19 protein-coding genes are annotated in these 25558 nt (G+C 43.2%); 13 read left to right on the top strand and 6 right to left on the bottom strand.

The features are described from left to right. Positions 1-122: 122 nt before the first annotated feature. On the bottom strand, positions 123-806 hold the full coding sequence (locus MKY95_RS16140) for a GNAT family N-acetyltransferase (RefSeq protein WP_051449761.1): 684 nt from the start codon (positions 804-806) through the stop codon (positions 123-125). Between the two features lie 173 nt (positions 807-979). On the opposite strand from MKY95_RS16140, the gene MKY95_RS16145 reads away from it, so the two are divergent. The 6 genes from MKY95_RS16145 (at position 980) to MKY95_RS16170 (ending at position 7587) form a co-directional block, all read left to right on the top strand. Further along, positions 980-2287 carry an AraC family transcriptional regulator gene (locus MKY95_RS16145; protein ID WP_339199807.1) on the top strand — a complete coding sequence of 436 codons (1308 nt, stop codon included), beginning with the start codon at positions 980-982 and terminating at the stop codon, positions 2285-2287. Positions 2288-2433: 146 nt separating this feature from the next. Beyond that, complete coding sequence (gene map, locus MKY95_RS16150; RefSeq protein WP_339199809.1) at positions 2434-3174, top strand: type I methionyl aminopeptidase; 741 nt, start codon at positions 2434-2436, stop codon at positions 3172-3174. Between the two features lie 164 nt (positions 3175-3338). Beyond that, the gene (locus tag MKY95_RS16155; protein ID WP_339199811.1) at positions 3339-4577 is read left to right on the top strand and encodes a DUF418 domain-containing protein; all 1239 of its coding nucleotides are present in this window, start codon (positions 3339-3341) and stop codon (positions 4575-4577) included. Between the two features lie 1022 nt (positions 4578-5599). Then, positions 5600-6160 (top strand): methyltransferase domain-containing protein, encoded by a 561-nt coding sequence (locus MKY95_RS16160; protein ID WP_339199813.1) that lies wholly within the window; start codon positions 5600-5602, stop codon positions 6158-6160. Between the two features lie 171 nt (positions 6161-6331). Continuing rightward, entirely contained in the window at positions 6332-6724 is a 393-nt protein-coding gene (locus MKY95_RS16165) for a metalloregulator ArsR/SmtB family transcription factor (protein WP_339199814.1), read from the top strand. Further along, complete coding sequence (locus MKY95_RS16170) at positions 6721-7587, top strand: aldo/keto reductase (RefSeq protein WP_339199815.1); 867 nt, start codon at positions 6721-6723, stop codon at positions 7585-7587. The genes MKY95_RS16165 and MKY95_RS16170 overlap by 4 nt, the downstream gene beginning before the upstream one ends. Here MKY95_RS16170 and MKY95_RS16175 read toward each other — a convergent pair. Together MKY95_RS16175 and MKY95_RS16180 are read right to left on the bottom strand one after the other, a co-directional pair. Beyond that, on the bottom strand, positions 7581-8930 hold the full coding sequence (locus tag MKY95_RS16175; RefSeq protein WP_339199817.1) for a response regulator: 1350 nt from the start codon (positions 8928-8930) through the stop codon (positions 7581-7583). The two genes, MKY95_RS16170 and MKY95_RS16175, sit on opposite strands and share 7 nt — an antisense overlap. After that, positions 8930-10639 carry a histidine kinase gene (locus MKY95_RS16180; protein WP_339199819.1) on the bottom strand — a complete coding sequence of 570 codons (1710 nt, stop codon included), beginning with the start codon at positions 10637-10639 and terminating at the stop codon, positions 8930-8932. The genes MKY95_RS16175 and MKY95_RS16180 overlap by 1 nt, the downstream gene beginning before the upstream one ends. Positions 10640-10949: 310 nt before the next feature. On the opposite strand from MKY95_RS16180, the gene MKY95_RS16185 reads away from it, so the two are divergent. From MKY95_RS16185 to MKY95_RS16205, 5 genes are all read left to right on the top strand, one after another. Beyond that, complete coding sequence (locus tag MKY95_RS16185) at positions 10950-11834, top strand: ABC transporter permease subunit (protein ID WP_036616097.1); 885 nt, start codon at positions 10950-10952, stop codon at positions 11832-11834. 18 nt (positions 11835-11852) lie between these two features. Beyond that, positions 11853-12722 (top strand): carbohydrate ABC transporter permease, encoded by an 870-nt coding sequence (locus tag MKY95_RS16190; RefSeq protein ID WP_017688372.1) that lies wholly within the window; start codon positions 11853-11855, stop codon positions 12720-12722. Between the two features lie 255 nt (positions 12723-12977). Continuing rightward, positions 12978-14663, top strand: a complete 1686-nt coding sequence (locus tag MKY95_RS16195) for a hypothetical protein (protein ID WP_339199822.1) — start codon at positions 12978-12980, stop codon at positions 14661-14663. A gap of 71 nt (positions 14664-14734) precedes the next feature. Beyond that, the gene (locus MKY95_RS16200; RefSeq protein WP_339199824.1) at positions 14735-16450 is read left to right on the top strand and encodes a discoidin domain-containing protein; all 1716 of its coding nucleotides are present in this window, start codon (positions 14735-14737) and stop codon (positions 16448-16450) included. A gap of 30 nt (positions 16451-16480) precedes the next feature. Continuing rightward, positions 16481-17422 carry a family 43 glycosylhydrolase gene (locus tag MKY95_RS16205; protein WP_339199826.1) on the top strand — a complete coding sequence of 314 codons (942 nt, stop codon included), beginning with the start codon at positions 16481-16483 and terminating at the stop codon, positions 17420-17422. A 78-nt stretch (positions 17423-17500) separates the two neighbouring features. Here the strand turns inward: MKY95_RS16205 and MKY95_RS16210 are convergent, their stop codons facing one another. The 3 genes from MKY95_RS16210 to MKY95_RS16220 form a co-directional block, all read right to left on the bottom strand. Next, a complete protein-coding gene (locus MKY95_RS16210; protein ID WP_339199828.1) occupies positions 17501-18028 on the bottom strand; it encodes a DinB family protein in 528 nt (175 codons plus the stop codon). Positions 18029-18174: 146 nt separating this feature from the next. After that, a complete protein-coding gene (locus MKY95_RS16215) occupies positions 18175-20196 on the bottom strand; it encodes an ATP-dependent DNA helicase (RefSeq protein WP_339199830.1) in 2022 nt (673 codons plus the stop codon). Positions 20197-20255: 59 nt separating this feature from the next. Beyond that, entirely contained in the window at positions 20256-21746 is a 1491-nt protein-coding gene (locus tag MKY95_RS16220) for a PLP-dependent aminotransferase family protein (protein ID WP_339199832.1), read from the bottom strand. Between the two features lie 147 nt (positions 21747-21893). Between MKY95_RS16220 and pdxS the strand changes: the two genes are divergently transcribed. After that, a complete protein-coding gene (gene pdxS / locus MKY95_RS16225) occupies positions 21894-22778 on the top strand; it encodes a pyridoxal 5'-phosphate synthase lyase subunit PdxS (RefSeq protein WP_200869424.1) in 885 nt (294 codons plus the stop codon). A gap of 205 nt (positions 22779-22983) precedes the next feature. After that, positions 22984-25443, top strand: coding sequence for a helix-turn-helix domain-containing protein (locus MKY95_RS16230; RefSeq protein WP_339199834.1), 2460 nt, complete (start codon positions 22984-22986; stop codon positions 25441-25443). The last annotated feature ends 115 nt before the right edge of the window (positions 25444-25558 follow it).

Consider the following 25558-nt stretch of genomic DNA (forward strand, 5'->3'; position numbering starts at 1 on the left):
TTAACTTGGATGACAAAGTGGAAATCCCGTCACGTTTTCAGATTATGAGCATTTCTGCAACCATTTTATTCAAAGATGGTAAGCGTGTTGAGCAAGAAATCGGTATGTTGTCATCAGAGCGTTTAAAAGAAATGGTTGCTGCTATTAACGTGGACACAAGATCCGCTTGGCCTCCTTTGTTCTGATTTGATTGATGAATGGGTGCTCGATAAGCATTTTTGCATAAATATCACTTTTTTGAAGCCTACCTTGGCAGTAAACGGGCCCGATTTCAGTTCTTTTTTAAGCATATAACCGAACCGCTCATATAATTTTTGTGCTGAAGGATTCGTATCGACGACCTCTAGATTGATTATAGTAATTTGCTTATTTCTTGCGACTTGCTCCAACTTAATTAATAGCAATTTACCTATGCCATGACCACGTGCTTCTTCAGATACGGCAATAGGGTCAATATGCAATACATGTTCGTGATACAAATGAAATTTCAAATAAAACGCATAAAATAAAAATCGCCAAGTCGCTACCACTGGGGAGTACACGTTCCGAAAAGCTGCATAATTGGCAGGTGTGAACGCTTTTTTTCCTAAATTGTAACCGAGAAATCCAACTACTTCTTCATTTCTTAATGCGTAAATGCCCTGTTCAAATTGAATAGACTGAGCTAATAGTTCTACTGCTTGTTTTTTCGTTTTTGCATAAAACCAACGATGTGTTACTTTCAATGGAAAAGCTTCGTAAAATAAATGAGCAACTTGTTCTTGTTGTTGTGCATTAAGTTGCTGTGTGATTTGAATTTGGTTCATTCATATCTCCCCAATCCTTCATTTAAGATTTTGTTGATGTTCTATCATTTATTTTCCTAAAATGCAGAAGCGTGGACAATTCACATTTCTTTGAGTTGTGGGTTCATTTCTTAGATTTCCTTTGTATGTTGCTTGCGACTCGTTGGATTGGAGTGGAAGGAGGAGATCACAAGATGAGTGGTAGGGGTTATTTCACCGACAGTTCTCCCATGAACGTACAGTTTCTAAATTTCAAAGATGAACCGTTCCGATGGCATAATTCCATTGAAGTGGTGATTATATTGGAAGGTAGCATTCATGTTGCCATTGCAGATGAGAAAAAAACATTAGGTGCTGGTACAATAGAAATTTTCAATATCAATCAAGTTCACCGTCTATGGCAGACCGATGAAAACAATGTCGTCCTCCAAATAAATATCGATGCTGCATTTGCAAAGGAATATTACCCTGATTTATCCTATGTCTGGTTTGCGCATGAATTTAGCCCTGGAGCATATCTAGGTTTAGAACGAGCAGAAGGAATCATTGAGGCCATATGCATGTTAATAACTCCAATTGTAACTAAGAGTGAGATGCCATTTTTCACGTTAAAGAATACAGTCGAACAGTTATTGGACCTGCTTATTATGAATTTTGATGCGAAAAGAATGTTCGAAGGGAACCCAACCAAGCTGCAACGAATAGGAAGAATATATGATTACTTATTCAATAATAGGGGGTTTATTAACAAGGCATCTTTGAATGATATCGCCAAGCACACAGAGGAATATTTGAATTTGGATTATTTATCATCACAATTCAAGTTATTAATAGGAGATACGCTGCAAAACTTGCTTCATTACTTGCGCATTGAGCACGCAATCAAACAATTATTGACGACAGATCGAAGTCTGGTAGAAATATCAATTGAGAGTGGTTTTTCTTCACCCAGATATTTTTATCAACGATTTAATAAGATTTTCCCGGAAGGACCGAAAGCATTTCGTGAACAACATAAAAAGAAACAGGAGATGAAAGATCACTGTAGGGAAATCATCGATCCAGCATTAGTTTTTGCAAGACATCGTAGATTATTTGAAATTCCTGAGACGATAAACAGCGAACTAAATAAATGGATTCACATCGATATATTTGGACATGATGAACAAAATTCAACTTCTCCATATTTGATCAAGCTATCTGAATTAGTAAAAGGTGATTCACATGCGTATCTTAAGAAGATCCTTCAGGAAAATAACGTAAGCCCCAACAACATTTTTCGATTTGAAGAAACTTTGGATAATGCAAACCGTGACGATTTTCAAGTTTTGACATGGCTGCTCAACCAATTCAGGGAAAACGATATCTTGCCTGTATTTATCGTCAGGACTAGTAGTAACTCTATTCTAGAACAGATAACCACCATACAAGGACTACTTCAAAACTATACGCTCACTTATGGCGCAGAATATATGAAGGGATGGAGAATTGAACTTCAATAATACGAAGGTACAAGAGAATAACCACACTCATAATGTTGATAAAAAAGTTGCGAAGCTTTGCTGCTTTGGATATGATTATCTAATGTGCAATCAAAGATAACACTTATGTAATCAATTAATGATAAAAGATAGTGAGGTAAGAAAAAATGATCGCAAGAACAGAAGAAGATTTTAATGGCTTGAAGGAAATTGGCAAAATTGTAGCTTCTATTCGAGATGAATTGGTTCAAAGAACCATCCCAGGCATAACGACTAAAGAACTTGATGATTTGGCAGGAGAGCTTTTTGAGAAAGCTGGCGCAGTTTCTGCTCCAAAAAGTGAATATAATTTCCCGGGATTTACTTGTATTAGTGTTAATGAAGAAGTGGCACATGGTATTCCGGGAGATCGGGTTATTCAAGAAGGGGACATCGTCAATATTGATGTGTCGGGCTCCAAGAACAGTTATTTTGCAGATACGGGACTCTCGTTTGTCGTAGGCGAAGGTGCAGAAGTGTTAACGAAAATATGCGACGTTGTTAAATTGGCATTTGAAGCAGGTCTAAAAAAAGCAAAACCGGGCTCCAAAAAAAGCGGGATCGGAAAAGCCGTATTCCAAACTGCTAGACAGCATGAATTAACGGTTATCAAAAACCTTACAGGACATGGTGTTGGACGTGGAATACACGAAGCACCTGACCACATCTATAATTATAATGATCCATCGGATGATGAATTGTTAAAAGAAGGAATGGTTATCGCATTCGAGCCATTTATCTCAACTTCAGAAGAAGAAGTAGACCAAACAGGAGACGGCTGGACCTTTGTTACTAAAAACAGCTATGTAGCTCAAATAGAACATACCATTATTCTTACTAAAAATGGTCCGATTATTGTCACTCTTTAAGGTGTTCAAACTGAAAGTCGCTAAATTCAGCGACTTTTTTTGTTTTATTGGTATGTCAAAATAAATCAAAATATAAACGTTCGCTTATTAATTTATGTTGAAATTATGGAAGGATTTAACGTATATTTAGATCTGATCTTTATGTTATAGACAGAGGTGATTGATTGAGCACATCAAAAAAGCGCGTTCAAGTCATTGATGGACTGCGCGGATTCAGTCTGGCCGGCATTGTGCTGGCGAATATGCTGGCTTTTCAATATGGAATCTATGGCCAGAGCAACCCCCAACTGTTCGGGATCGGCGGAGCAGATCAGGCTTTCCTCTCGTTCCTGCTGATCACTGTGGTGGGCAGTTTTATGCCGATTTTTGCATTTATGTTTGGCTTTGGAATGGTTAAGCTCTCGGAAAGCCTAAAATCACGAGATTTACGACCAAAGTGTCATCTGGCACGCCGTTTTCTACTACTATTTGGAATCGGATTACTGCACATCATCTATCTGTGGGAAGGGGATATCCTGACATTTTATGGTGTACTCGGTTTCTTCTTGCTCATGTTTCTTAATCGGAAGCCCAAAACGCTGCTCATATGGGCGGTACTGCTACTCATGGGAGCGGGCATACTTGGTCTCCCGGCATCTAATCCGATGAACCCGCTGGCGATTGAGTCCATTCATATGGAGAACTACATCATTCAAAGTCAGGATGTATACGGCAACGGCACATACGCGGAAATCAGGAATTTCAGTAATAATGGCGATCCATTCGGCGGGGGTTTGGAGCTGTCATTTGCCCTGATAGCCCTGATGTTAGCACCACTCATGACGGTGCCGATGTTCCTGCTCGGCATGCGCGCTGCCAGAATCGGCACGTTTAGCGATCCGCAAGCGATGAGGCGTATTTTTCTTCGCCGTGCCTCGTTTTTGATTCCAGTTGGTTTGATACTCAAAGCATACGGTGTATTGGCGCCACAATTGGGTGCGGAAGGTTGGCTCGGTATCGGAATCGGGGGGACGCTTGGAGGATCGTTGCTTGCACTGGGATACATATACGCATTTGCGCTATTGTATGCTGGAAACCGCCGTTCCAGCCTGATGAGCAGGTTCGAGGCGGTTGGCCGTCTCTCGTTGACGAATTACCTGATGCAGAGCGTAATTTGTACGACAATTTTCTATGGATATGGCCTGGGGCTGTTTGGAAGTGCCGGCGTGTTCATAGGAGCAATTATTGCGCTTGCTGTCTACGGCATTCAATTGTGGCTCAGTCCGCTATATCTTAAGAAATTTAGCAATGGCCCTGTCGAGTACCTGCTACGGATCTGGACATATCTGTCCTGGAAAGGGCAGCCAAGAAAGAAGAAAAGATCGAACTTAACTACGAATGAAAACGCACCTGGTGTCCAGTAAGCATAAAGTGTTATCGTGAGACGCAAAAAGAAGCTCGTTCCACCAAAAGCAAGGGCTTCTTTATGCCGTAACGATCATCTTCCTAAACTTAAAGCAAGACACGAATTATACTCTTAACGTTAACTTTGGACTGAAGAATAAGATATCTCCCTAGTGTTTCCTGTTATAATTAGTAATTATTTATAGATTCAACATATCAACTCTAATACATAAGCTAACTAATATAGTGCGGGCAGTGGAAAGGTAATGCGAAATGAAAGATGAAGCATATACATTCAACTGTTTCCACTCAAGCTTGAAAGGATCATTATTGTGCTAAAAATAATTAATTTTCTTCTTTTCTTGCTGATCATTTGGGTAGTCATCTTTTATCCTTTTCGTTTAGCTTGGTTTGAAGGTTTGAAACAGATTCCTGCAGATCTTCATGGTGTTTATTTACTTTTCTTGTTCTTTGGATATCTGATCTGTTCATCTGCTATGGGACTTATGGTTGGCAAGATGTTTTTTAAACGAAAAGAACAGTGATTATGGAGGGACTACAATATTGTATGATCTAGGTGGGCATACAGATATTTTGCAAAAAGCTCAATGTTATATGAAGCCACATACTAAAAGACTTTCTCAAGAAATAGAAGATTTGCACTCAGGGAAATATTTTTCATAGGATACTCTGCTGGAGATGAAGTATTCAAGAGTTTGAAGTGTTGGTTTTATAATATCATTCAAAGTCACTAAAGCAGTGGCTTTTTTTGTTTTATCCATGTAATTGCCTATCTTAAAGGTTGAGGGGAAAGAACTTATTCCAATAAAGATTTATGTAATTACGTTCCGTTTTTCTAAATACCCGCAGTCAAAAGGCTTGCGGGATTTCTTTACGCCATGTGGATCGGAGGGATATTTGTTATTTACAAATCTTGTTCTTTATATTATAGTTATTAAAGATAATTTATATCTACAATATCAGTTCCAAACAAGTGAACCGTAAATGTTCTTGCAAATACGTTTAGGTGAGGAGTATGAAAATGAATCCTAAGATACAAAGAAAAATTGAGCACTTGGAGAATATTGAGAGATTCCCAGCAGAGGAGTTATTTGAGTTTATACAGCTTAATAAAGATGACGAACTATTAGACCTTGGGGCTGGCACAGGTTATATAAGCTTTGCTTTTGCTAATTATGTGAAAAGAGTAGTTGCATTGGATTACGATGACGATATTTTACAGTATCTAGAGGTGAAAGCTAAGGAAAAAGGCATAACCAATATTGAAACCATTGCCGCAAATTTCAAAGAGATGCCACTTGGGAACGAAAGATTCGAAAAGGCTGTTGCTTCAATATCCTTACACGAGGTTCAACCTCTTTCAATCGTACTGGGTGAAATTCACAGAGTATTAAAAGACAAAGGGATTTTTTTGTGCATTGAATTAGAGAAGTCTGAGATGCCTACTGGTCCAAGAGTTTCATCGAAGGTCATGGAGGATGAAATCATTAAGCCAGGTTTTTCAGTGATTAATACGATCCATTCACCGACGCAAGTTGCTAACCAATCCGTCTATATCATCATTGCACAGAAGAATAAATAAGTTCAATTTATAGAAGCCACTCCATTCGTCAGGGGTGGCTTCTTCTTTTGCTAATGTATTCTTAAGACATGGGAAAAATAGGTTCTTGAATTTCTTTCCCGATGTACAGCCGAATCCGAGATTGTGATAGGCTATATCTACAAAAGTATTACACGTTCTAAATGGAGGGGGATGATTTACCTGGATCAGGAACTTGCGACCACGATTGCTATCGAATTTAAGAACAATCAGAAGGTGTTGAATGCGATCGGAGACGAAACCCGGCAAGCCATCCTCATAGCCTTAATTCAAGGGCCGCAAAAACCCGGCATGCGCGTAGGAGAGATCAGGATGAAAACTCATCTTTCCCGACCGACCGTATCACATCATCTGAAAATATTGAAAGAATCACAGATAATAAGTGTTCGTAAAGAAGGAACTCTCAACTATTACAGCCTTGACTCCGGTAGCAAGTTGAAATTGTTAAAAAACCTGGTGAACGAGATAGAAAAGTTGCTAACGCAATGTGAAGAACAAGCATCGGAACAACAAATAGGAAACACGGGGAGGGGGAGTTGCGAATGAATCAGACAGTCGCAGCGGCAAACGGAGTGGACATTCCTCAACTCGGGTTCGGCCTATATAAGATCAAAGACGGGGGGACCTTCGAGAGGACTGTCGAGGAGGCTATTCGAATGGGTTATCGCCATTTCGATACAGCCAAAATTTACGGTAATGAAGCGACGCTAGGTCGGGTCATTCAAAACAGCGGCATTCCCAGGGAGGAGTTCTTCATTACCTCCAAGGTATGGACGACAGACCTGGGGTACCGTGCGACGAAAAAGGCATTTGAGCAGACTTGCCAGAAGCTGAACGTAACATATCTCGATATGTATTTAATTCATTTTGCCGGTCCTCAATACGTGAATGCCTGGAAGGCGATGGAAGAATTATACGACGCAGGTAAAATCAAAGTTATAGGTGTAGCCAATTTCGAGATCCGGCATCTGGAGCATCTGAAGAAGCATTCCCGGATTTCGCCGATGGTAAATCAGATCGAGACCCATCCGGAATTTCCGCAACACGAATTGCATGATTATATGGTTCGGCATCGGATTCTGCATGAGGCTTGGGGACCGTTGGGGCAGGGAAGCAAAGCGCTGCTGGAGCATCCGGAGCTGGCGGCAATTGCCCTTTGCCATCAGAAGTCGGTTGCCCAAGTCATTTTGCGCTGGCATTTGCAACGTGGAATTATTGTCATCCCCAAATCATCGAATCCTCAAAGGATAAAAGAGAACAAAGAAACATTCGACTTTGAGTTGAATGAGAAGGAGATGGAACAAATACGACGGTTGGACACGGGTAAGAGATATTCCGTAAGTCCGAATGGCTACATGGTCAACCCGATTTATATCAATTTAATGAAGTTATTTATTCGCTCTCATTGATGGATCATATTTCTGCGGTACTGGTAGGGCGTAACTCCGTATTCGACTTTGAACAACTGGATAAAATATTGATTTTTTCGGTAACCAACCATCTGCGCTATATCGGCTACACGGAGTTCCGAATCTTGAAGCAATTGAGAAGCCTTCTCCAACCTTTTCCTGGAAATGTAGTTTGACACATTTTCGCCTGTCTCCTGTTTAAACAGTTTGGAAAAGTAAACGGGATGGAGATGTGCAACTTTCCCCAGTTCATCCAGGCTAAGGCCATGTGACAGATGGTCTTCGATATACGTTTGTACTTTGTCAACGATGGTTTGAATGGACATCTGTTTGTTGTTTCTGATTCGACTGACCCGATCCAAGAGAGTTGAGGATAGTTCATCAGGATGCCGTAACTGGTGAAATATCCAATCCACGGTTTCAGAGTCATCCTGATCCTTGTCCGCCAGATATACATATAGAATGGTCTCCATGAGAAAGATTATTTTTTGCTTTTGGAGATGGATTTGATCATATTTTTTAATGATATTTCCCGCCGACTCCCAATCACTGCATGACGGAGAATGGTTGAATATGCCATTGAAGTCTTCTGAGTGTACGTCCTCATTGAGAAAGAACCTGTAGAACATCTGTCGTGTCACGTTTCGATCAGCCAACAAAAATGGAGGAGACGCGACCGATTGCTCCAGTTTGATGGTCAGTTCTGCAGCAACTTCTTCCGGAACAAGACCAAACAGTCGTGTTCCGGAAGCCCACACGAGACGATCCAATTTGTCTCCGACAGCATGTTTTATAACATCTTCATGTTCCTGTGTGAAAACCTCCAGCTTGAAGCAGCAAAAACGGCGTTCCCCTAAAAATTCAGTATAAGCATCATATTGCTTCCTTAATGTCTCGTTATGACCAAGAAGCGAAAGCAAATACCCCAATCCATTGAAGTTCTCCCATGCAACAGATTGAGCGGGCCGTGTCTTTGTAATATTATTGATGGCTTTGGACATGGCTTTCTCCACATCATCTTTGTCCACAGGTTTGAGCAAGTAATCGAGCGCACCTAAACGGATTCCTTGTTGCGCATATTCGAACTCGGAGTAGCCGGAGAGGATAATCACTTTGGTTGGCAAGTTATGTTGGTGGATATGTTGAAGCAGATCAATACCGGAAACCTCGGGCATTCGTATGTCAGTGATCAGAATATCGATGTGGTTTTGAGTCAACATGTCACGGGCTTCAATCGAATTGGTCATCGTCTCGATCTGATGAATGCCGAAGTTTTTCCAATCGAGCAAGTGCTTCATATACTCAACGACATAATGTCCGTCATCCACAATTAATAATCGCATTAGTTATCTCCTTTCACCTCGGGAATGCTGATAAGCAGCAGGACGGACAAGCCGCCCCAATCATTGGTAGTAAAATGTAACCCGCTAAGTTCGCCGTACGTATTTTTCAGACGCCGATTTACATTCCAGAGCCCTACGCCTTTAATTCCTTCAGGCGGGGTATCACTCTCAAGCCGAGCCTCCAGGCTGCGGATATCATCGAGCGAAAGACCTTTGCCGTCATCGGATACCTTGATCGTTATCGCAGCCTCCGTCTGTTTTACATCAATCGTAACCCGATGGGCACCTTGTTGTCCTTCGATTCCATGTTGAATCGCATTTTCAACCACTGGCTGGATGATCAGCGGCATGAGGGGAAGGGAGGACAGTTCCGGCGGCAGATCAATGTTGTACTCCATTTTTTTGCTGAGAGCCATAATAATCAGGAAATGTTCCGCAAACTGAAGCTCGCTTTCCAGCGTGACTTCATGCCGGTCCAACTTGGTTAAATAACGATAATATTCAGCTAGGTGTTTGCTCATGCGCATGACAGAATCAGGTGAGAACTGAGCCACCGACATGATGAAAAACAAACTGTTGTACAAAAAATGAGGATTGATCTGAGCTTGGAGTTGTTGAAGTTCCGCACTTCGTCTTAGTTCCGTTTCAGTCTTCAAAGATACAAACAGATCCTGGATCTCGGTAACCATATGATTAAAACTTCTGAACAGGCTGTAAAACTCTCTATCCGTATTTTCGGTAATACGAGTATTATGATTGCCTTGTTCGACCTGTGAAAACTTCCGCTCCAACAAACGAATATTACGGTAGTAGTTCCGATAAAACGTAAAGATCACAACCAGACCAAGCGTGAAAACGGCTAAAATGCTAGCAAAAAAAACTTTACGGTTGCGGTCAATCGGTTGCAGAAAATCATTCGTCTGTGTATATGTAATCAGGTAGGCGTCGATTGATTCAATATATCGGGAAAGAACATAATAGTCGTCCGACTTGGTGTGATAATCATATTTCAAAGTGATCTCCGGCTGTGGAGAAATCATTTCAGTAACCGCTTTCAATAGATCGTTGTCGACTTCTTTCTCACTCCATAACTGATGGGAATTAAACCAAAAAAAAGCGTTTGAGCTGTTGTTGTTCACAGCCTTTTTCAGCAGATTTTTCAAATAATCAGTATTCAGCTTTACACCAACGACGTACTGAGTCGGTTCATTTTGTCCGGGTTTTTGGATGTAAGGGTAGAGGGCAAAGTAATACAAGCCATTGCCGACGATTTGCCATCCCCGTTGATGAACATCCTTGAACGGAAGTCTCGCCTCCGGCGTACTGTTGGTGGACAGAAACGTTTCTTCAGACTTCCAGTAAATGCCGATCGATTCAATCGATCGACTGGAGAGGAGCGTTTGCCGCAAGCGATCAACAATATCGTTTTTCTTCATTTGAGAATCGTAATTGCTCAGTTCGATAACATGCCTCTGATAAAATCGGACATCACTGTCTGCAGCATATTGAACCCCGTACATGTTAGCTTCGTATATAATCCCGTCTAATATGCCTTTCACATAATCAAGCTGGTTTTTGGAAGCGCCAATCAGATTTTCTTCAAGTGTCTTGGAGCTCAATCGATTCATCACGAAAAACAAACTTAACGTCAGCAGCAGAAAAAAAACAAAAAAATAGATGAATCGCTTCATATACATTTTTCTGATCATATGTGTTTCCTTTCATATCGTCAAACGCAGAAGTTTAAAATCCAGATCGGATTAACTTTAATATAAGCCAAACCTTCGAAAAGCGGAAGGGCAGCAACAGCGAGAAATGAAAGCGGTTTTAAACTGCTTCAGGGCGGGGTGATGATCTTGAAATTTTGGCATTTTGGAGTGAAAGCGCTTTTGTTAAGCTTATCTTCAAGGATCGCTTTCGAAAGCCATCATAGAGGAGGTATGCAACATTAACGAGATTGTGCCCGTCAGATCCGCTAAAAAAACAAAGCTTTCCCAGCGGACTTCATTCAAAAAGGAAATTAAGAAAAGCTGGCCTTTGTACGTACTGTGTATTCCCGCATTTGTGTTTGTCTGCATCTTTTCTTATGGCCCGATGGTAGGTTTACTCATGGCATTTCAGGACTACAAACCATGGCTGGGCATCACAGGTTCACGGTGGATCGGGTTAGATAATTTCGAACGAATTTTCCAGTACAAAGAAGCCACACAAGCGATTGTTAATACATTAATTATCGCCGTTTCTAAAATTATCGTTGGTATTATCGTTCCAATCGTCATGGCTATCCTGCTGAGCGAGATTAGAAATATGGGCATTAAGAAAAGTGTTCAGACACTGGTGTATCTGCCGCATTTCTTGTCCTGGGTAACGGTCGCGGGGTTGATGATCGACATTCTGGGATTAGACGGAGGAATCAATCACATCTTGACACGTATTTTCGGGAACGATCCCATTTACTTCTTGGGTGATCCTGATCTGTTTCGATTTACGGTTGTGATCAGCGATGTGTGGAAGAGCTTTGGCTTTGGCATGATTGTTTATCTGGCGACCATTGCGGGAATTAATCCATCTTATTACGAAGCGGCCGAGATCGATGGTGCCACACGCCGGCAGCAAATTCGATACGTAACTTTGCCTAGCATGTTGCCCATGATTATCGTCATTTCTACGCTGAGTCTGGGCAATATTCTGGACGCGGGCTTTGATCAGGTTTTCAATCTGTACAATCCGCTTGTCTACAGTACGGGAGATATCATTGACACCTATGTCTACCGTTCATCCTTGTTAAACGGGCAATACGGCTTCGGGACCGCTGTAGGACTGTTCAAATCGGGAATTAGCTTGATCTTGATCGTTGTCTCTTACAGGCTGGCCTATAAGTATGCCAATTACAAAATATTCTAACAAGGAGGGAGAGGAATCATGTACCATAAAACGACAGGTTATAGAGTATTCTCCTATTTTAATTACGCGTTCATGATACTGGCGGGTCTGGCGTGTTTTCTTCCACTGCTTCATCTGTTGGCGCAATCTCTAAGCAGTAAAGCGGCCATTAGCGGTAATATGGTTTCATTTTGGCCGGTGGGGTTCAACGTGGATGCCTATGTAAAAACGTTCAACAATTCTAATTTCAATGGTGCCATGCTGACATCCATCACTCGAACCGTTTTGGGTACAACCATCAGCATGTTTATCCTTACCTGTGCAGGATATGCCTTGTCCAAGGAATTTCGGGGACGCAACGTGCTCATGTGGTTTTTTATCTTTACCATGCTCTTCTCGGGGGGATTGATACCTTCTTACATATTGATCACAGCCCTTGGATTAAAGGATACCATCTGGGCGCTTGTGTTACCGGGCGCTTTTGGTGCTTATAATTTGATTCTTCTCGTCAATTTTTTCAAAACGATTCCAAAAGCCTTGGAAGAAGCAGCTTTCATTGACGGAGCGTCCTTTTTCGTAATTCTCAGCAAAATATATTTACCATTATCTCTGCCTGGCATAGCGACCGTATCCTTGTTCATTATGGTGGGGCACTGGAACTCCTGGTTTGACGGGATATTGTACATGTCGGATGCAAGTAAGTATCCGCTGGCTTCGTTCTTACAGACCGTTGTCGTGCAGAGCAATATGCAAAATATGGCGATGAGCCAGTCTGAGGTGGCAGCCATGTCTGAACAGAGCATCAAGGCAGCCCAAATTTTTGTCAGCACGCTACCGATCATTTTGGTCTATCCTTTTTTACAACGTTATTTCGTGAAGGGAATTGTACTAGGAGCCGTCAAAGAATAGTTAGGATGACGAAAAATTGGATCGCTATATATGTTCAACTAAAATTTACACGATAACGGAGAGGACAGAAGAGACCTGAAGAAGCGGAGCGTTCGCCTTTATTACCAGAATTTCACCTTTGTAAAAGTGAATCAAAAATTCTGGGAATAACAGCGATCGGAAGGTTGTTCTGTCATCGGAGTGCCAGTGTAAATATGCAATTAGTTGAACTTATATAGAAAACAAATTGAGTATGAGTGAAGGGGGCATGTTTCCATGAAGAAAAGAACTGATTTATGGAAAATGGTAAGTATGGTTATGCTGTCGGCTGTTCTTATGGCTGGCTGTAGCAAAGGGGAGAGTGCTTCCGAGACCGCACCGGCATCGGTGCTTAAAGACGGAAAATATGATCCACCGTTTACAATCACCATCGCCAAACAACAGGATGAAAATGCTGGAAAGTACATCAACGGTGAGACGTTGAATGACAATGTATTGACTCGCTGGGGCGAACAAAACCTGGGTATCAAAATCCAAACCACCCTGCTGGGAGGTGATGCTTCACAATATAATACCAAGCTGCGGCTGGCACTGACGGGTTCAGAGAAGCTGCCAGACGTTCTGCCTGTCTATGACACTATGCTGGTCAATGATCTGATCGATTCGGGGCAAGTCAAAGAGATAACGGAAGACATCTCAGCCTACATGCCTGACCGGATAAAAGAAATATACAAAAAATACCCGACCACTTTCAATCCAGTGGTTAGGGAGGGCAAGGTCTACGGGATGGCGATTGCGCCGAATTTGACGGAAGGCGAAGTCATGTTGATCCGCCAGGACTGGCTAGACAGGTTAAATTTGAAAGCGCCAACAACGATTGATGAGTTTGAACAAGTCATCGCGGCGTTCACCAATGAGGACCCAGATGGGAACGGCAAGAAAGACACATACGGCTTTACTTTTTCAGGTAAAGATTCCTACAATACGGGCTGGGTCAGCGATCCAGTCATGATATTCAGCGCATTCACGGGCAAGCGCCTTCCAAGGCAATGGCATAACGACAACGGCAAACTCACCTATGGATCTGTGGCTCCTGGCAACAAAGAGGCACTTGCCAAGTTACGCGATTGGTATGCAAAAGGGTACTTGAACAAAGAATTGGCCACCCAAGGGGCCTGGGATGCTCTGTCCGATTTCACGGAGGGGAAAGCTGGTATCATCATTGGTCGTCCTTGGCTTTACGACAGTGTGAAGGACGTAGAGAAAAATGTGGAGGGTGCAAAAATTAGTGCTTATCCGACCATTCAAGGCGTGAACGGTGATAAGACCTATCAATCCGCCCAGTTGAACGATGGTGTGTTCATGTTTAACAAGGATTTTCAGAACATGGAAGCCTTCTTCCTGTACTACGATAAAATGTACGACGCAGCGTTCAGCACGGGAGAGTTCAAATACGGCTACGCGCAGGGATACGATTACGATATCGTTAACGATGAAGTCACTTTTGATCCAACGAAATTTAATACACCATTAGAGGCTGTACAAGGCGTTGGAAAAATGGCATTTACCAAAAATACACCGAGTGTTGATGGTCCCGGCCAATCCTACTACGATCTGGCGAATGGAGTTAAAGCCGACACGGGTGTCCTCATTCAGAGCGCCTCGAAGGATCAAACAACACAGGATGGATATCGGATTTCGTATGAAAACAGAGATGTTTTACTGCCAAATGAGTTTAACGGTCCACCAACGCCAACGATGCAAAATGTGTGGGAACAGTTGACGACCATGGAACAAGAGACGTTCACCAAAATCATATATGGCAATGAGCCGCTTGAAGCATTTGATACCTTTGTGAAACAGTGGCATGAAAAAGGCGGAGACACCGTGATCGAAGAAGTTAACGAATGGTACAACCAAGCCAGCGAGACAGATGTAATGACACTAATGAATTTGAAATAAAGTCTAGTTTCACCTGGATCAGCCTTCCCGCAACAGGAAGGTTGGTCTTCTAAAAAAGGAGATGATGAGACATGATCAAAGGTAAATCGTGGATGGCTATCGTCATTGCATTGATGTTGTTAACAGCTCATTTAACGTCCTCAGCTCAAACCGTTCACGCTGCTGGTGAAGAGACCTATATTGCTGCAACACTGTTTGTGCTGAAGAATGAATCCGAAGTATCCAATGCCAAAATCCATTGGGCACCTGTCCAGGGAGCGACTGCATACGAGTTGTATAGATCCGAGAACGATGCGCCTTATTCGTTATTACAGGCCTTAACCGGTACAACGACGGATGATTATGAACTCAACATAGGGAACACATACAAGTATCAAGTGAAGGCATATGGCGGAGCTTCCTTGTTAACCTCCGCTGTCTCGCCAGAATATACCCCTTACAGCCTTCCAGAGAACCTCACAACTTTTAATAACACAACGCAATCAACGCTTATGCTCCCGAATGAACTTAAAGTTGGAGACACCTACTACAGATTCAATTTCGTGCAAAAGTCATCAGGCGGTTTTGGCGAAATGATTCAACAGACGTCAACGGATGACATCAATTATGGTAACGATAAAGTGGTCCTTTCCTACACAGATCATCCCGATCTGGCGAACTCTAAATTTGAGGGGATCAATATCCTCTACCATGCGCCCACGAACAAATTTGTTTTTTGGGCTCACTATGAGAACAGTACAGACTACACACTTGCCAGAGTATCGGTGGCTTCGGCCACGCCTGGAGAAGACTTTACATTTCACAAAAGCTTTCGACCGGAAGGGAACCAATCCCGGGATATCTCCATTTTCAAAGATGATGATGATTCGGCGTATCTGATCTCTACGGCCAATAATAATTCGGACACCATCTTATATAAGTTAACCCCCGATTGGTTGGATGTGGATCATCAAGTTTCTGTTATTTATCAAAATCAACACAGGGAACTACCCAAGATGATCAAAAAAGATGGCATTTATTATTTGTTCTCTTCCCAAGCGGCAGGTTGGTACCCAAGTATCCCCCTGTATTCATCAGCAACAAGCATAGACGGAGATTGGTCTGAATTGCGGACGATTGGCAACACGTCAACCTTCTCGGCGCAGTCGGGTTCCGTCATGCGGGTGAAGCCAGATACGGGCAACAACGTGGTTATGGTTGCGTATCGCTGGATGTTCGGCTGGGCAGGTACGCAAAATGGAACAACAGAGGAACGACTGCTTCCCGTTTGGTTCTCTGATGGTTACGCATTTTATGATTATTTTGATCAAGTCCTTTATAACACAAGCGATGATGTTGTCGTTCCCGTTCAGAATGGAAAACTGCTGTCACAAGGTAAACCGGCAACAGCCCAAACGGTTACTGGAACAAATCCGGCAAGTTATGCTAATGATGGCAACTATCAAACCGAATGGGTAGGCACAGGCAGTTCCTGGCCACATTGGTGGAAGGTCGACCTCGGCTCTGTTCAGCAATTGAATAATGTGCAAATCTCCTGGTGGATGCAAAAAGGCTCCGAAGGTTTTTACAAATACAAAATCGAGACCAGTACGGATAATGTAAACTGGACCGTGGCATTGGATCGAACCAATAATACATCTTACGGTTTCACCTCAGATACGCTATCGAGCACTGCTGCCAGGTATGTACGAATTAATATGCAAAATGCGGCACTTCATAACAATCCCAACAATTGGTACACGCCAAGACTTTGGGAAGTGAAGGTATTTGGATCGGACACCAATTAACGATGTTCCTAAAAGAAGAGAGGTAACAGTGTGAATAATCAATTAACCAATGGTGGCATCTGGAATGATTCAAGCGGTAATCCAATCCATGCTCATGGTGGACATATGTTATTCCATGATGACTATTATTACTGGTATGGCGAAGATCGGAGAGACGATATATATGTGAGTTGTTACCGTTCCAAAGATCTATTCAACTGGGAGTTTCGGAATCATATCCTGAGGACATCTACGCCAGCTGCCCCCATTCGAGTTCGGACGAATCTGGCATTAGTGAATGACAAAGGCGGAAAGGTAAATCTCGAACGGCCTAAAGTTCTGTTCAACGTGGTGACAAAAAAGTTTGTACTCTGGGCTCACTATGAGAATGGAAACCATTACAATGATGCCGCATGCGCCATTGCCACATCGAATTCTCCGGATAGTCATTTCGTGTATCATGGCAGCTTTAATCCCTACGGGTATATGTCGCGTGACTGCACGCTCTTTCAGGACGATGACGGGACGGCTTATTTTATTTCGGCTGCCAGAGACAATGCGGACCTGCACATTTATCGTCTGCAGGAGGATTACCTTAATGTCGAAAGTCTTGTCGGAAAGCTGTGGCAGGGGGAGTATCGGGAGGCACCAGCTGTCTTCAAGCGGAACGGGAAGTATTATATGGTGACCTCATTTTGCACAGGTTGGGCTCCCAATCAAGGGAAATACGCGATAGCTAATACGATGGATGGTCCTTGGGGGATGCTCAGCGACTTTGGCGATGAAACGACGTACCAAACGCAACCAGCGTTTGTGCTGAAGCGATCGGAGGAGGAGTACCTGTACTTTTCGGATCGCTGGAACGGGTCGGATTACTTTCAGTCCAGCTATGTGATACTGCCCATTGAATTCACTGGGGACATTCCGATTCTAAATGATTATTCCACATTATCTTTGCGAGAGGACGCACATCGGATTCATTTTGAACGATAATTTGAACGATAAAACGACAGATGAGAAAAGACTTTGTTCCTACAGCGAATGCAGGTTCAAAGTCTTTTTGAATGAATTTTATAATTTCAAATCTAACGAATAGCGATCGCGAAGTACTGAACAATGGTGGAGCTCATGTCCAGCCATAACAAATGCAATCGATCGAGCTGAAGCAGTGTTATCACTGACGATCCCTCTACAGAGCCATGCTTCCGGGGTGAGGCGACGAAGCATAAGAATGGTTGAGCGGCGTGTGACGGCATATTCTTCGCTCAAATCGGCCAGGGTATACGCATTAAAAGGGTGGGTCTGCATAAGCACGTCCTGATCGCAGCCGGGATGATTCGCTTGGTCACCTCTGGCGATGCGAAGCAATCGGCTGCTCATGATGCGTTCGTTATCCAAAAGGTGACCGATGACCTCTTTCACGCTCCATTTGCCTTCGGCGTACCGATAATTTGCTTGCTCTTCTGTTAATGAAGAGAGCAAAGTTGGTATGATGTTGGCTTGCAGCTCTAAGCGTTCGATGATGTTCCCTTCAGGAACAAGCTGGATGTACCCTTCATAATAAGCTGCATATTCCTCTGTAGTTGGTCTTTCAACCATGGTAATGCCTCCTTTGTGATCATAGATCTGGAATATATTGTAGCATAAATCTTACTTCCAGCATCGAAATTGGCCCTTCCGCTTGATAGGTGGAAGGGCTGCTTCATGTAATTGGAACAGTCTTATAGCGTTTGGGTGTACCACTTCTAATCCGTACGTCGTATCCTTTTATTTTGAACAAATCTCTCTACAACCTCAAAATCCTCCGTCACTTTTTTGAACGGCAACGTGTCCAGCACCTGTTCCCGATAACTCTTTTTGGCCGCTGTGCTGAGACGGGAGTCAAGTATGCTGAGTATGCCAAGGTCCGTTTCACTACGAATCAAGCGTCCCGTTCCTTGCCGTAACCGCAGAAGCATGTCCGGTACAAACACCTCCATAAAGGGATTCTCCGTTACAGATGCCTTATATTCATAAACAGGATCCGATGGAACAGGGAAGGGCAGACGGAAAATAATGACCTGTGACAGGTCAGACCCCTCGATATTCACGCCTTCCCAGAATACACCAGTACCCAGGAGTACACCTTTGCTTTTCCTGAAATCGGCGATGACACTGTCCTGGGAAGATCCTTCTTTTTGAACATGGACTGCCCATGTGTATTCATTAGCCTTTGAGATCAACTTTTTGTGAATGTACTTCATGTCCTCTTTTGCTGAAAAAAGGACGATTGTTCTTCCTTGAGTTAGATTACAGAGTTGAACCAATTCCTTATAAGCTGCTTCAAGATAGATTTCGCGCTGGTCATGTTGATAATATGGAACTTTGTTCGAAATATACATCATGGCGTGGTTGGTGTAGTCAAAAGGGGAGGGTTGGCGCTCTAAGAAATCTCCCTTATAACCAAGGGAGTGCGTCATATAAGAATATTGTTCCTCCAGCGTATCCCCGCCTTGGCACAGCGTTGCTGATGTTAGGATTACAGGTACCTTGCCATTAAATAAAGCGTATTTCAGAAATTGGCTTATATCTTTGGGACAGATGCTGATCGTGGCTACTCCCAGGGGACTGCTTGCCCATCTGAGATAGTTGTCCTCTATTTCAGCCAAGACATGGATGAGCGTAATGAGCCCATTTATGGCTTCAAAAGCGTCATCTATCTCCCGCTCGTGGCGTGAGGTCAAAATGGAAAGGCGTAGACTGAGATCTTTTAATTCGTTCGAGACCTGGTTCAACGGTATTCCTTTGATCTCTGACACTTTAATTCGGTCGTTATCCTGCTTAGCATGGTGGAGCAAATCCGCGTTTACCTGTTTGAAGATGCGCTCAGCGCAGTTTTTCATGAACTTGGATTGTGAGAAGAGACTTTTATCGCCGGACTGCTTCGTGAGAAGCTGCACGGTGGTATCGAGCGTGCGGCAGATTCCCCGATAAGTGAACTCAAGTGTTCTGGCATCTCGAACTTTTGCTTCCAGATTATGCGCTTCATCAATGACGATCAGAGCAGGCTGCTCCGAGATGATGCTCTTGGTTCCTTCTTTTTTCTTCATCAAATCTCGTATGAGCAAGTCCTGGTTCACGATAATAAAATCAATCTCGTGAGCTTTTGCATTTAATTTCGCTCTCATATCGTAAAACAAACATGCACTTTTATGATGACAACGTTCAAATTTGCAATCATTCACGGAAACGTGGGACCATTCGGCATCACTAACCCCAGCTTTAATATCGGCTCTTTCATCAATTTCATAATCTAATATGCGCTGCGCAAGGGTAGACACGGAGGAGGTAGCATCATCCAGACTGATCCATTCAGCTGCTCTACTTCGGCAGGCATACTGACCCATGCCTTTTCCCACGACGGAGCGAACCGTTGAGAATCCCAACCGGCTACCAATAATCCTTAAATCTTTATGTATCTGTTCCGAGAGCTGAATGGAGGATGTCGCTATAATGACTGGTTTCTGAGACATTTGATTCGTGAGCAGACTTGGGATCAGGTACGCAAAAGACTTACCGATTCCGACACCAGCTTCAATCATGGCATTATGCCCATGGATATAAGCATCGGCGATATCGAGAGACATTTCTTGCTGTCCAATTCGCTCTCTAAGGCCAATTCGGGGGAACCGGTCATATATTCGGAAGATGGCGTTAACCAAAGAACGTTCGATTTCCTTGTCCGGTTCCTGTTTATTCATTTTATAAAGTTCATTTAACCAATTCATAACGATCGCCTCTCTTCCGAATGATGATCTTCTTGTACTTACTTTGGAGACGATTTACCTCACAATGCAGTTGTAACGGCATTTTTTAATCTGGATACGCCTTCCTGTAATTGTTCATCTGACAAATGTGCAAAAGACAAATAGATACCATACTTCGTACCAACAGACGTTGAACTGCTGACTTCTGAGTATACCACACCTTGTGACCTAGACGATTCCCGAAAGGCCTCATAAGTGGTCACATTACCTCGCCACCAACCAAACACGTGTAGACCCGCTTCATTCTCCACCCAATCAAACCATGTAGAGAGCTGCTTGTTCAAAAGTTTGAGTAACAGATGGAATTTCCGACTGTATAATCGATTCATTCTGCGCAGATGACGTTCATATTGACCGCTTGTCATGAATGCAGCTAATGCCCGTTGTTCGATCAGGTTGACGGGTCTTGGCTCGTATAATGCTTGTGCCTTTCTAAAGGTGTCAGCCAAGGTAGGGGGAAGAACCACATAACCAAGTCGTACTTCTAAAGGCAAGGTTTTGGTAAAGCTACCCAGGTAGATTACACGTCCTGCTTTATCGAGTGTTTTCAGTGGTTCAACATGCATTCCGCGATATCGGAATTCACTATCATAATCATCCTCAACAATCATGGCATCATTTCGCTGTGCCCAGTCCAGCAAGGTTTGTCTGCGTTCCAGACTGAGCATTTCACCAGTAGGAAATTGTCGTGACGGCGTGACAAACAACATACGTGCTTCCCAGTCCTGGGGCACAACGCCCTGACCATCGAGATTAGCTTCAATCAACTTTGCACCCGCAGCCAATATGGCTTTAGAAATCCCGACATAACAAGGACTTTCTGTCACGACATAATCCCCAGGATCTGCAAGTAATTGAGTGAGTAGAGCTATAGCTTGCATGGAGCCTGCAGTTACTGCAATATGATCCGGATCAACTTGAATGCCCCGCATCCTACGCAGATAGGCAGCAATGGCTTCTCTCAATTTTGGATCCCCGGTTGAACTAACCATGGCAGAGGTTGTTTTCAGGTGATGCTCACGCTGCCTTATCTCTGCATACAATCGATTATTCCATTCATCGTAAGGAAACTTGGAGAAATCAGGTTGATATTTGCTAAAGTCGATCACTTCGTCGCTATTCATTCTGGAATCATGTGTATGAGCATTGGCTGGTGTATTTCTTTGAATCGACTGCTGTTCAAACTGCTGAATACGATTCCCCCAGGCGGATAAGTGATGGGTACAAGCTTTCTCGGTGGACGCATTATTGTTCAAATCCAACTGGTAAGCAACAAAGGTTCCTCTTCCATGCTCTGAATGAATGTAACCTTGTGCAGTCAACGTATCATAGACCTGATTCACGGTTCCTCTGGAAATGTGATACGTCGTGGCTAACTCTCGAGTAGAGGGTAACTTCTCGCCATGTATAAGATTACCTTCATGAATTGCATCACGAATGGCATGATAGAGAGCCTTCATCTTCGTATATTTTCGGTTCAAATATGAACTGTAAGCTACATGAAATTGCATAGGACCTCCAGATTTATAAATGAAGTGGTACAATAAAAACCAAAAATATTGGATCTTTTTATATGACCATTCTCATTCTATACTAAATCATAGATTAGAGCGATGCCTTTATTGAAAATCACCCAAAAGTTAATTAGGAGGACTACAATCATGCAAACAGGTACAGATCGTGTAAAAAGAGGAATGGCTGAAATGCAAAAAGGTGGCGTCATCATGGACGTTATGAATGCAGAGCAAGCTAAAATCGCTGAGGCGGCAGGGGCAACAGCTGTTATGGCTCTTGAACGGGTACCTTCCGATATTCGCGCTGCTGGCGGTGTAGCTCGTATGGCAGATCCAACCATCGTTGAAGAGGTTATGAAGGTTGTATCTATCCCAGTTATGGCCAAAGCACGTATCGGTCATTACATAGAAGCCAAAGTGCTTGAATCCCTAGGTGTGGACTATCTCGATGAAAGTGAAGTTCTTACGCCTGCAGACGAAGTGTTCCATATCGATAAACATGAGTTTACTGTACCATTTGTATGTGGAGCCAAAGATTTGGGAGAAGCTCTTCGCCGTATTGGTGAGGGTGCATCGATGATTCGTACCAAAGGTGAGCCTGGAACGGGCAACATTGTTGAGGCAGTTCGTCATATGCGTCTAATTAACAGCCAGCTCCGCAAAGTGCAAAATATGTCCAAAGACGAGCTGTACGCTGAAGCCAAAAATCTGGGTGTAGCTTATGAGTTGCTGCGCGAAGTTCATGAAAATGGAAAACTTCCTGTCGTTAACTTTGCAGCAGGCGGTGTAGCTACTCCGGCGGACGCAGCATTAATGATGCACCTGGGAGCAGACGGTGTGTTTGTAGGATCAGGTATTTTCAAATCCGATAGCCCTGAGAAATTCGCTCGTGCAATCGTTGAAGCTACAACACATTACACCGATTACAAACTGATTGCTGAAGTATCCAAAAACTTGGGCGCCCCGATGAAAGGGATCGAAATTTCTAAATTGGCTCCAGAAGAGCGCATGTCCAACCGCGGTTGGTAAGATAACAGTGCATTTAGTTGAATAGGTAGTTTGAACATTTATATAGAAGAGCCGATCAATTGAACCTTAATTGATCGGCTTTTTTGTTCTTACTGTTTAGCTTGTTGATATCTTCAAAATGCTGTGGCTATAATAATCGGTATGAAGGAAGGTGCAGACAATTCGCTATCTATATGAGTTTATTCAACATCAGGACGATCTGCCTATGAATCTCTTCGTGAACTCGGTAAAACATATTGATTTTCATTGGCACAAGGAAGTGGAAGTTGTATATGTTCTCCACGGTTCAATCATCATGTATCTGGACCAGCAGCAATATACACTGCATGAAGATGATGTGATCGTGGTTAACAGTATGTCCGTCCACAAGATCGAACGAACCAATCAGGACAATGTGTTATTAACATTGCAGTTCGGTCCCGAGTTAATGAACAATAATGCGTTTATCTCCTGTAACTCTGCTATGAACGTGGAACAAAACGCTCCTCGCCTGCAAATTATTAAACAATATCTTGCGCAAATGGTATGGGAGATCAACAAAAAAACGCCAGGTTATCAAAATTTCACAATGGGCAGATTACAGATGTTATGCGGATGCCTGCAGAGGTATTTTTCCATTGGAACGAATTCCGCATTGGAAGACGGTAGCAGGGATTATGACTATAAAAGACTGAACAGGGTCCTCACATATATTGATTTACACTACAATGAAAAGATTACACTGCAGGATATGGCGCATTCCGAACATTTAAGTTTGCATTATTTTTCTCACTTCTTCACCGACAAAATCGGGATACCTTTCCAAAAGTATTTGACGCTCATTCGTTTGGAGAAGGCTCAAGCTCAGCTGGCAGCCAACGATAAAAACATCTCGGAGATCGCGCTGGATTGCGGATTTGCCAATGTGAAGCTGTTTAACAAATACTTCAAGGAAAAGTACGGCTGTACGCCCGGTTCCTATCGGGAAGCTTCTCGTACACCGGAACTCCATCAGATGAATGTAAACCGCAAACCCAAAACATATGAGGAATCTTCAAGCGGAGATTATTACGAGATGGAAACGCTGAATGCGATTGGTTTACTGTATCGATATCTGGATGTTAAGGTTGACGCCGATCAGGACACGCTTCCTGTACCGTCTGTACATCTGTCAGACCAAACTTATATTGAGATTCGTGCGGATCAGACGTCGTCTGTCTACGAAAAGCACTGGAATATGACCATGACGGCAGGGAGAGCCATTGAAGGTTTACGTGAAGATTGGCGGAAGCAGCTCTCCGCGCTGAAAGGAAAAATCCCTTTTCAATATATTCGATTTCACGGCATCTTTAATGACGAGATGATGGTGTACAGCGAGAATGAGCAGGGCACTCCCCTCTATAATTGGTCTTATGTGGACAAATTATATGATTTCTTGCTGGATCAGGGCGTTCGGCCATTTGTGGAATTAAGTTTTATGCCGAGCCAGCTGGCGAGATCCAAAGAAACGCTGTTTTGGTGGAGGGGGAATATTAGCCCGCCATCCGACCCTGCCAAGTGGCAGACGCTTGTTGGTGAATTTGTTCGCCATTGTTTGAATCGTTATGGTGCGGAAGAAGTGAGGCAGTGGTATTTCGAAGTATGGAACGAGCCTGACCTGGCGGGTGTTTGTTGGGCAGGAAGCAAGGAAGAATACTTTGCGTTTTACGAATCGACTGTTCATGCCATCAAATCGATTTTGCCGGAACTGACGGTGGGGGGCCCAGCTATGGGTTACGGATCTCTCTGGAATGATACCTGGGCTGAGGAATTTTTGTCCTATTGCCGCAAACGCGAAGTGGCTCTCGACTTTTTCTCGTTTCATATCTATTCGGAGTATCCCAAGCTAAAAGTTGAAGACGATCGTTTAACCCAGATCATGCCGCCAGCTTTTTATAAAGAGAGTATTGAACTTATGCGGCAAAAAATGAATGCGTCTTCGCACGGTCATGTTGAACTTCATGTCACCGAGTGGAACTTTTCGCTGTATGACCGTAACTTGCTGCACGATACCATGTTCATGGCTCCGTTTGTCATTTACCACACCATGAACACGCTCGGTGACGTGAAAGCGATGGCTTTTTGGTCCTTTACCGATGTATTCGAAGAAAGTATCGTTCCCGCTTCTCCTTTCTACGGAGGTTTTGGCCTGATTAACCGCGATGGGCTGAAGAAACCCAGCTATTATGCATTTGAGCTTATGCAAAAGCTTGGGGATGAGCTGATGGTCAAGGGAGACGGTTATGTCGGAACCCGAAAAAGGGATGGAAGCATGCAATTTTTGTTCTATCACTATGTGCATGTAGACCGGCTGTTTGCAAGTGGGGATTGGTCGGAATTATCCAGCTCAACCCGCTATGACGTATTTGAGGAAAAAGGCAGCAAAGCTTATGAACTTACCCTGAGCAATCTCGAGGGACCTTATAAATGCACCAGTTATCAACTGGATCGGGACCATGGATCGGTATTTGATGAGTGGACCCGCATGGGATCGCCCTATTCCTTGACGGAAGAAGAAATCCTCTTTTTAAACGGGAGGAGTGGACCCGTGATGGGGACAGAGATGATTAGAGATGAAAGTTGGCACAGAGAAATTTTGCTTCCACCGCATGGGGTAATGCTGCTCATTTTGGATAGACAATATTAAAAAAAAAGTGCTTTTAAGACATCCTTTCAGTAGTGAAGGGATGTTTTTTGTTGTTTATTTCTTGTTCAGGCTGGCAAGCTAGAACTATAGCGATGGATTGGGCAAAAAACGAACC

The organism is Paenibacillus sp. FSL P4-0176, assembly GCF_037975265.1.
Classification (GTDB): Bacteria; Bacillota; Bacilli; order Paenibacillales; family Paenibacillaceae; genus Paenibacillus; species Paenibacillus amylolyticus.

Bases quoted from the DNA above. Each gene is read 5' to 3' on its own strand.
- MKY95_RS16160 (WP_339199813.1), top strand. From the start codon at position 5,600: ATGAATCCTAAGATACAAAGAAAAATTGAGCACTTGGAGAATATTGAG.
- MKY95_RS16200 (WP_339199824.1), top strand. From the start codon at position 14,735: ATGATCAAAGGTAAATCGTGGATGGCTATCGTCATTGCATTGATGTTG.
- map (WP_339199809.1), top strand. From the start codon at position 2,434: ATGATCGCAAGAACAGAAGAAGATTTTAATGGCTTGAAGGAAATTGGC.
- MKY95_RS16230 (WP_339199834.1), top strand. From the start codon at position 22,984: ATGAATCTCTTCGTGAACTCGGTAAAACATATTGATTTTCATTGGCAC.
- MKY95_RS16195 (WP_339199822.1), top strand. From the start codon at position 12,978: ATGAAGAAAAGAACTGATTTATGGAAAATGGTAAGTATGGTTATGCTG.
- MKY95_RS16170 (WP_339199815.1), top strand. From the start codon at position 6,721: ATGAATCAGACAGTCGCAGCGGCAAACGGAGTGGACATTCCTCAACTC.
- MKY95_RS16215 (WP_339199830.1), bottom strand. From the start codon at position 20,196: ATGAATTGGTTAAATGAACTTTATAAAATGAATAAACAGGAACCGGAC.
- MKY95_RS16140 (WP_051449761.1), bottom strand. From the start codon at position 806: ATGAACCAAATTCAAATCACACAGCAACTTAATGCACAACAACAAGAA.
- MKY95_RS16145 (WP_339199807.1), top strand. From the start codon at position 980: ATGAGTGGTAGGGGTTATTTCACCGACAGTTCTCCCATGAACGTACAG.
- MKY95_RS16180 (WP_339199819.1), bottom strand. From the start codon at position 10,639: ATGATCAGAAAAATGTATATGAAGCGATTCATCTATTTTTTTGTTTTT.
- MKY95_RS16175 (WP_339199817.1), bottom strand. From the start codon at position 8,930: ATGCGATTATTAATTGTGGATGACGGACATTATGTCGTTGAGTATATG.
- MKY95_RS16210 (WP_339199828.1), bottom strand. From the start codon at position 18,028: ATGGTTGAAAGACCAACTACAGAGGAATATGCAGCTTATTATGAAGGG.
- MKY95_RS16165 (WP_339199814.1), top strand. From the start codon at position 6,332: ATGATTTACCTGGATCAGGAACTTGCGACCACGATTGCTATCGAATTT.
- MKY95_RS16190 (WP_017688372.1), top strand. From the start codon at position 11,853: ATGTACCATAAAACGACAGGTTATAGAGTATTCTCCTATTTTAATTAC.
- MKY95_RS16220 (WP_339199832.1), bottom strand. From the start codon at position 21,746: ATGCAATTTCATGTAGCTTACAGTTCATATTTGAACCGAAAATATACG.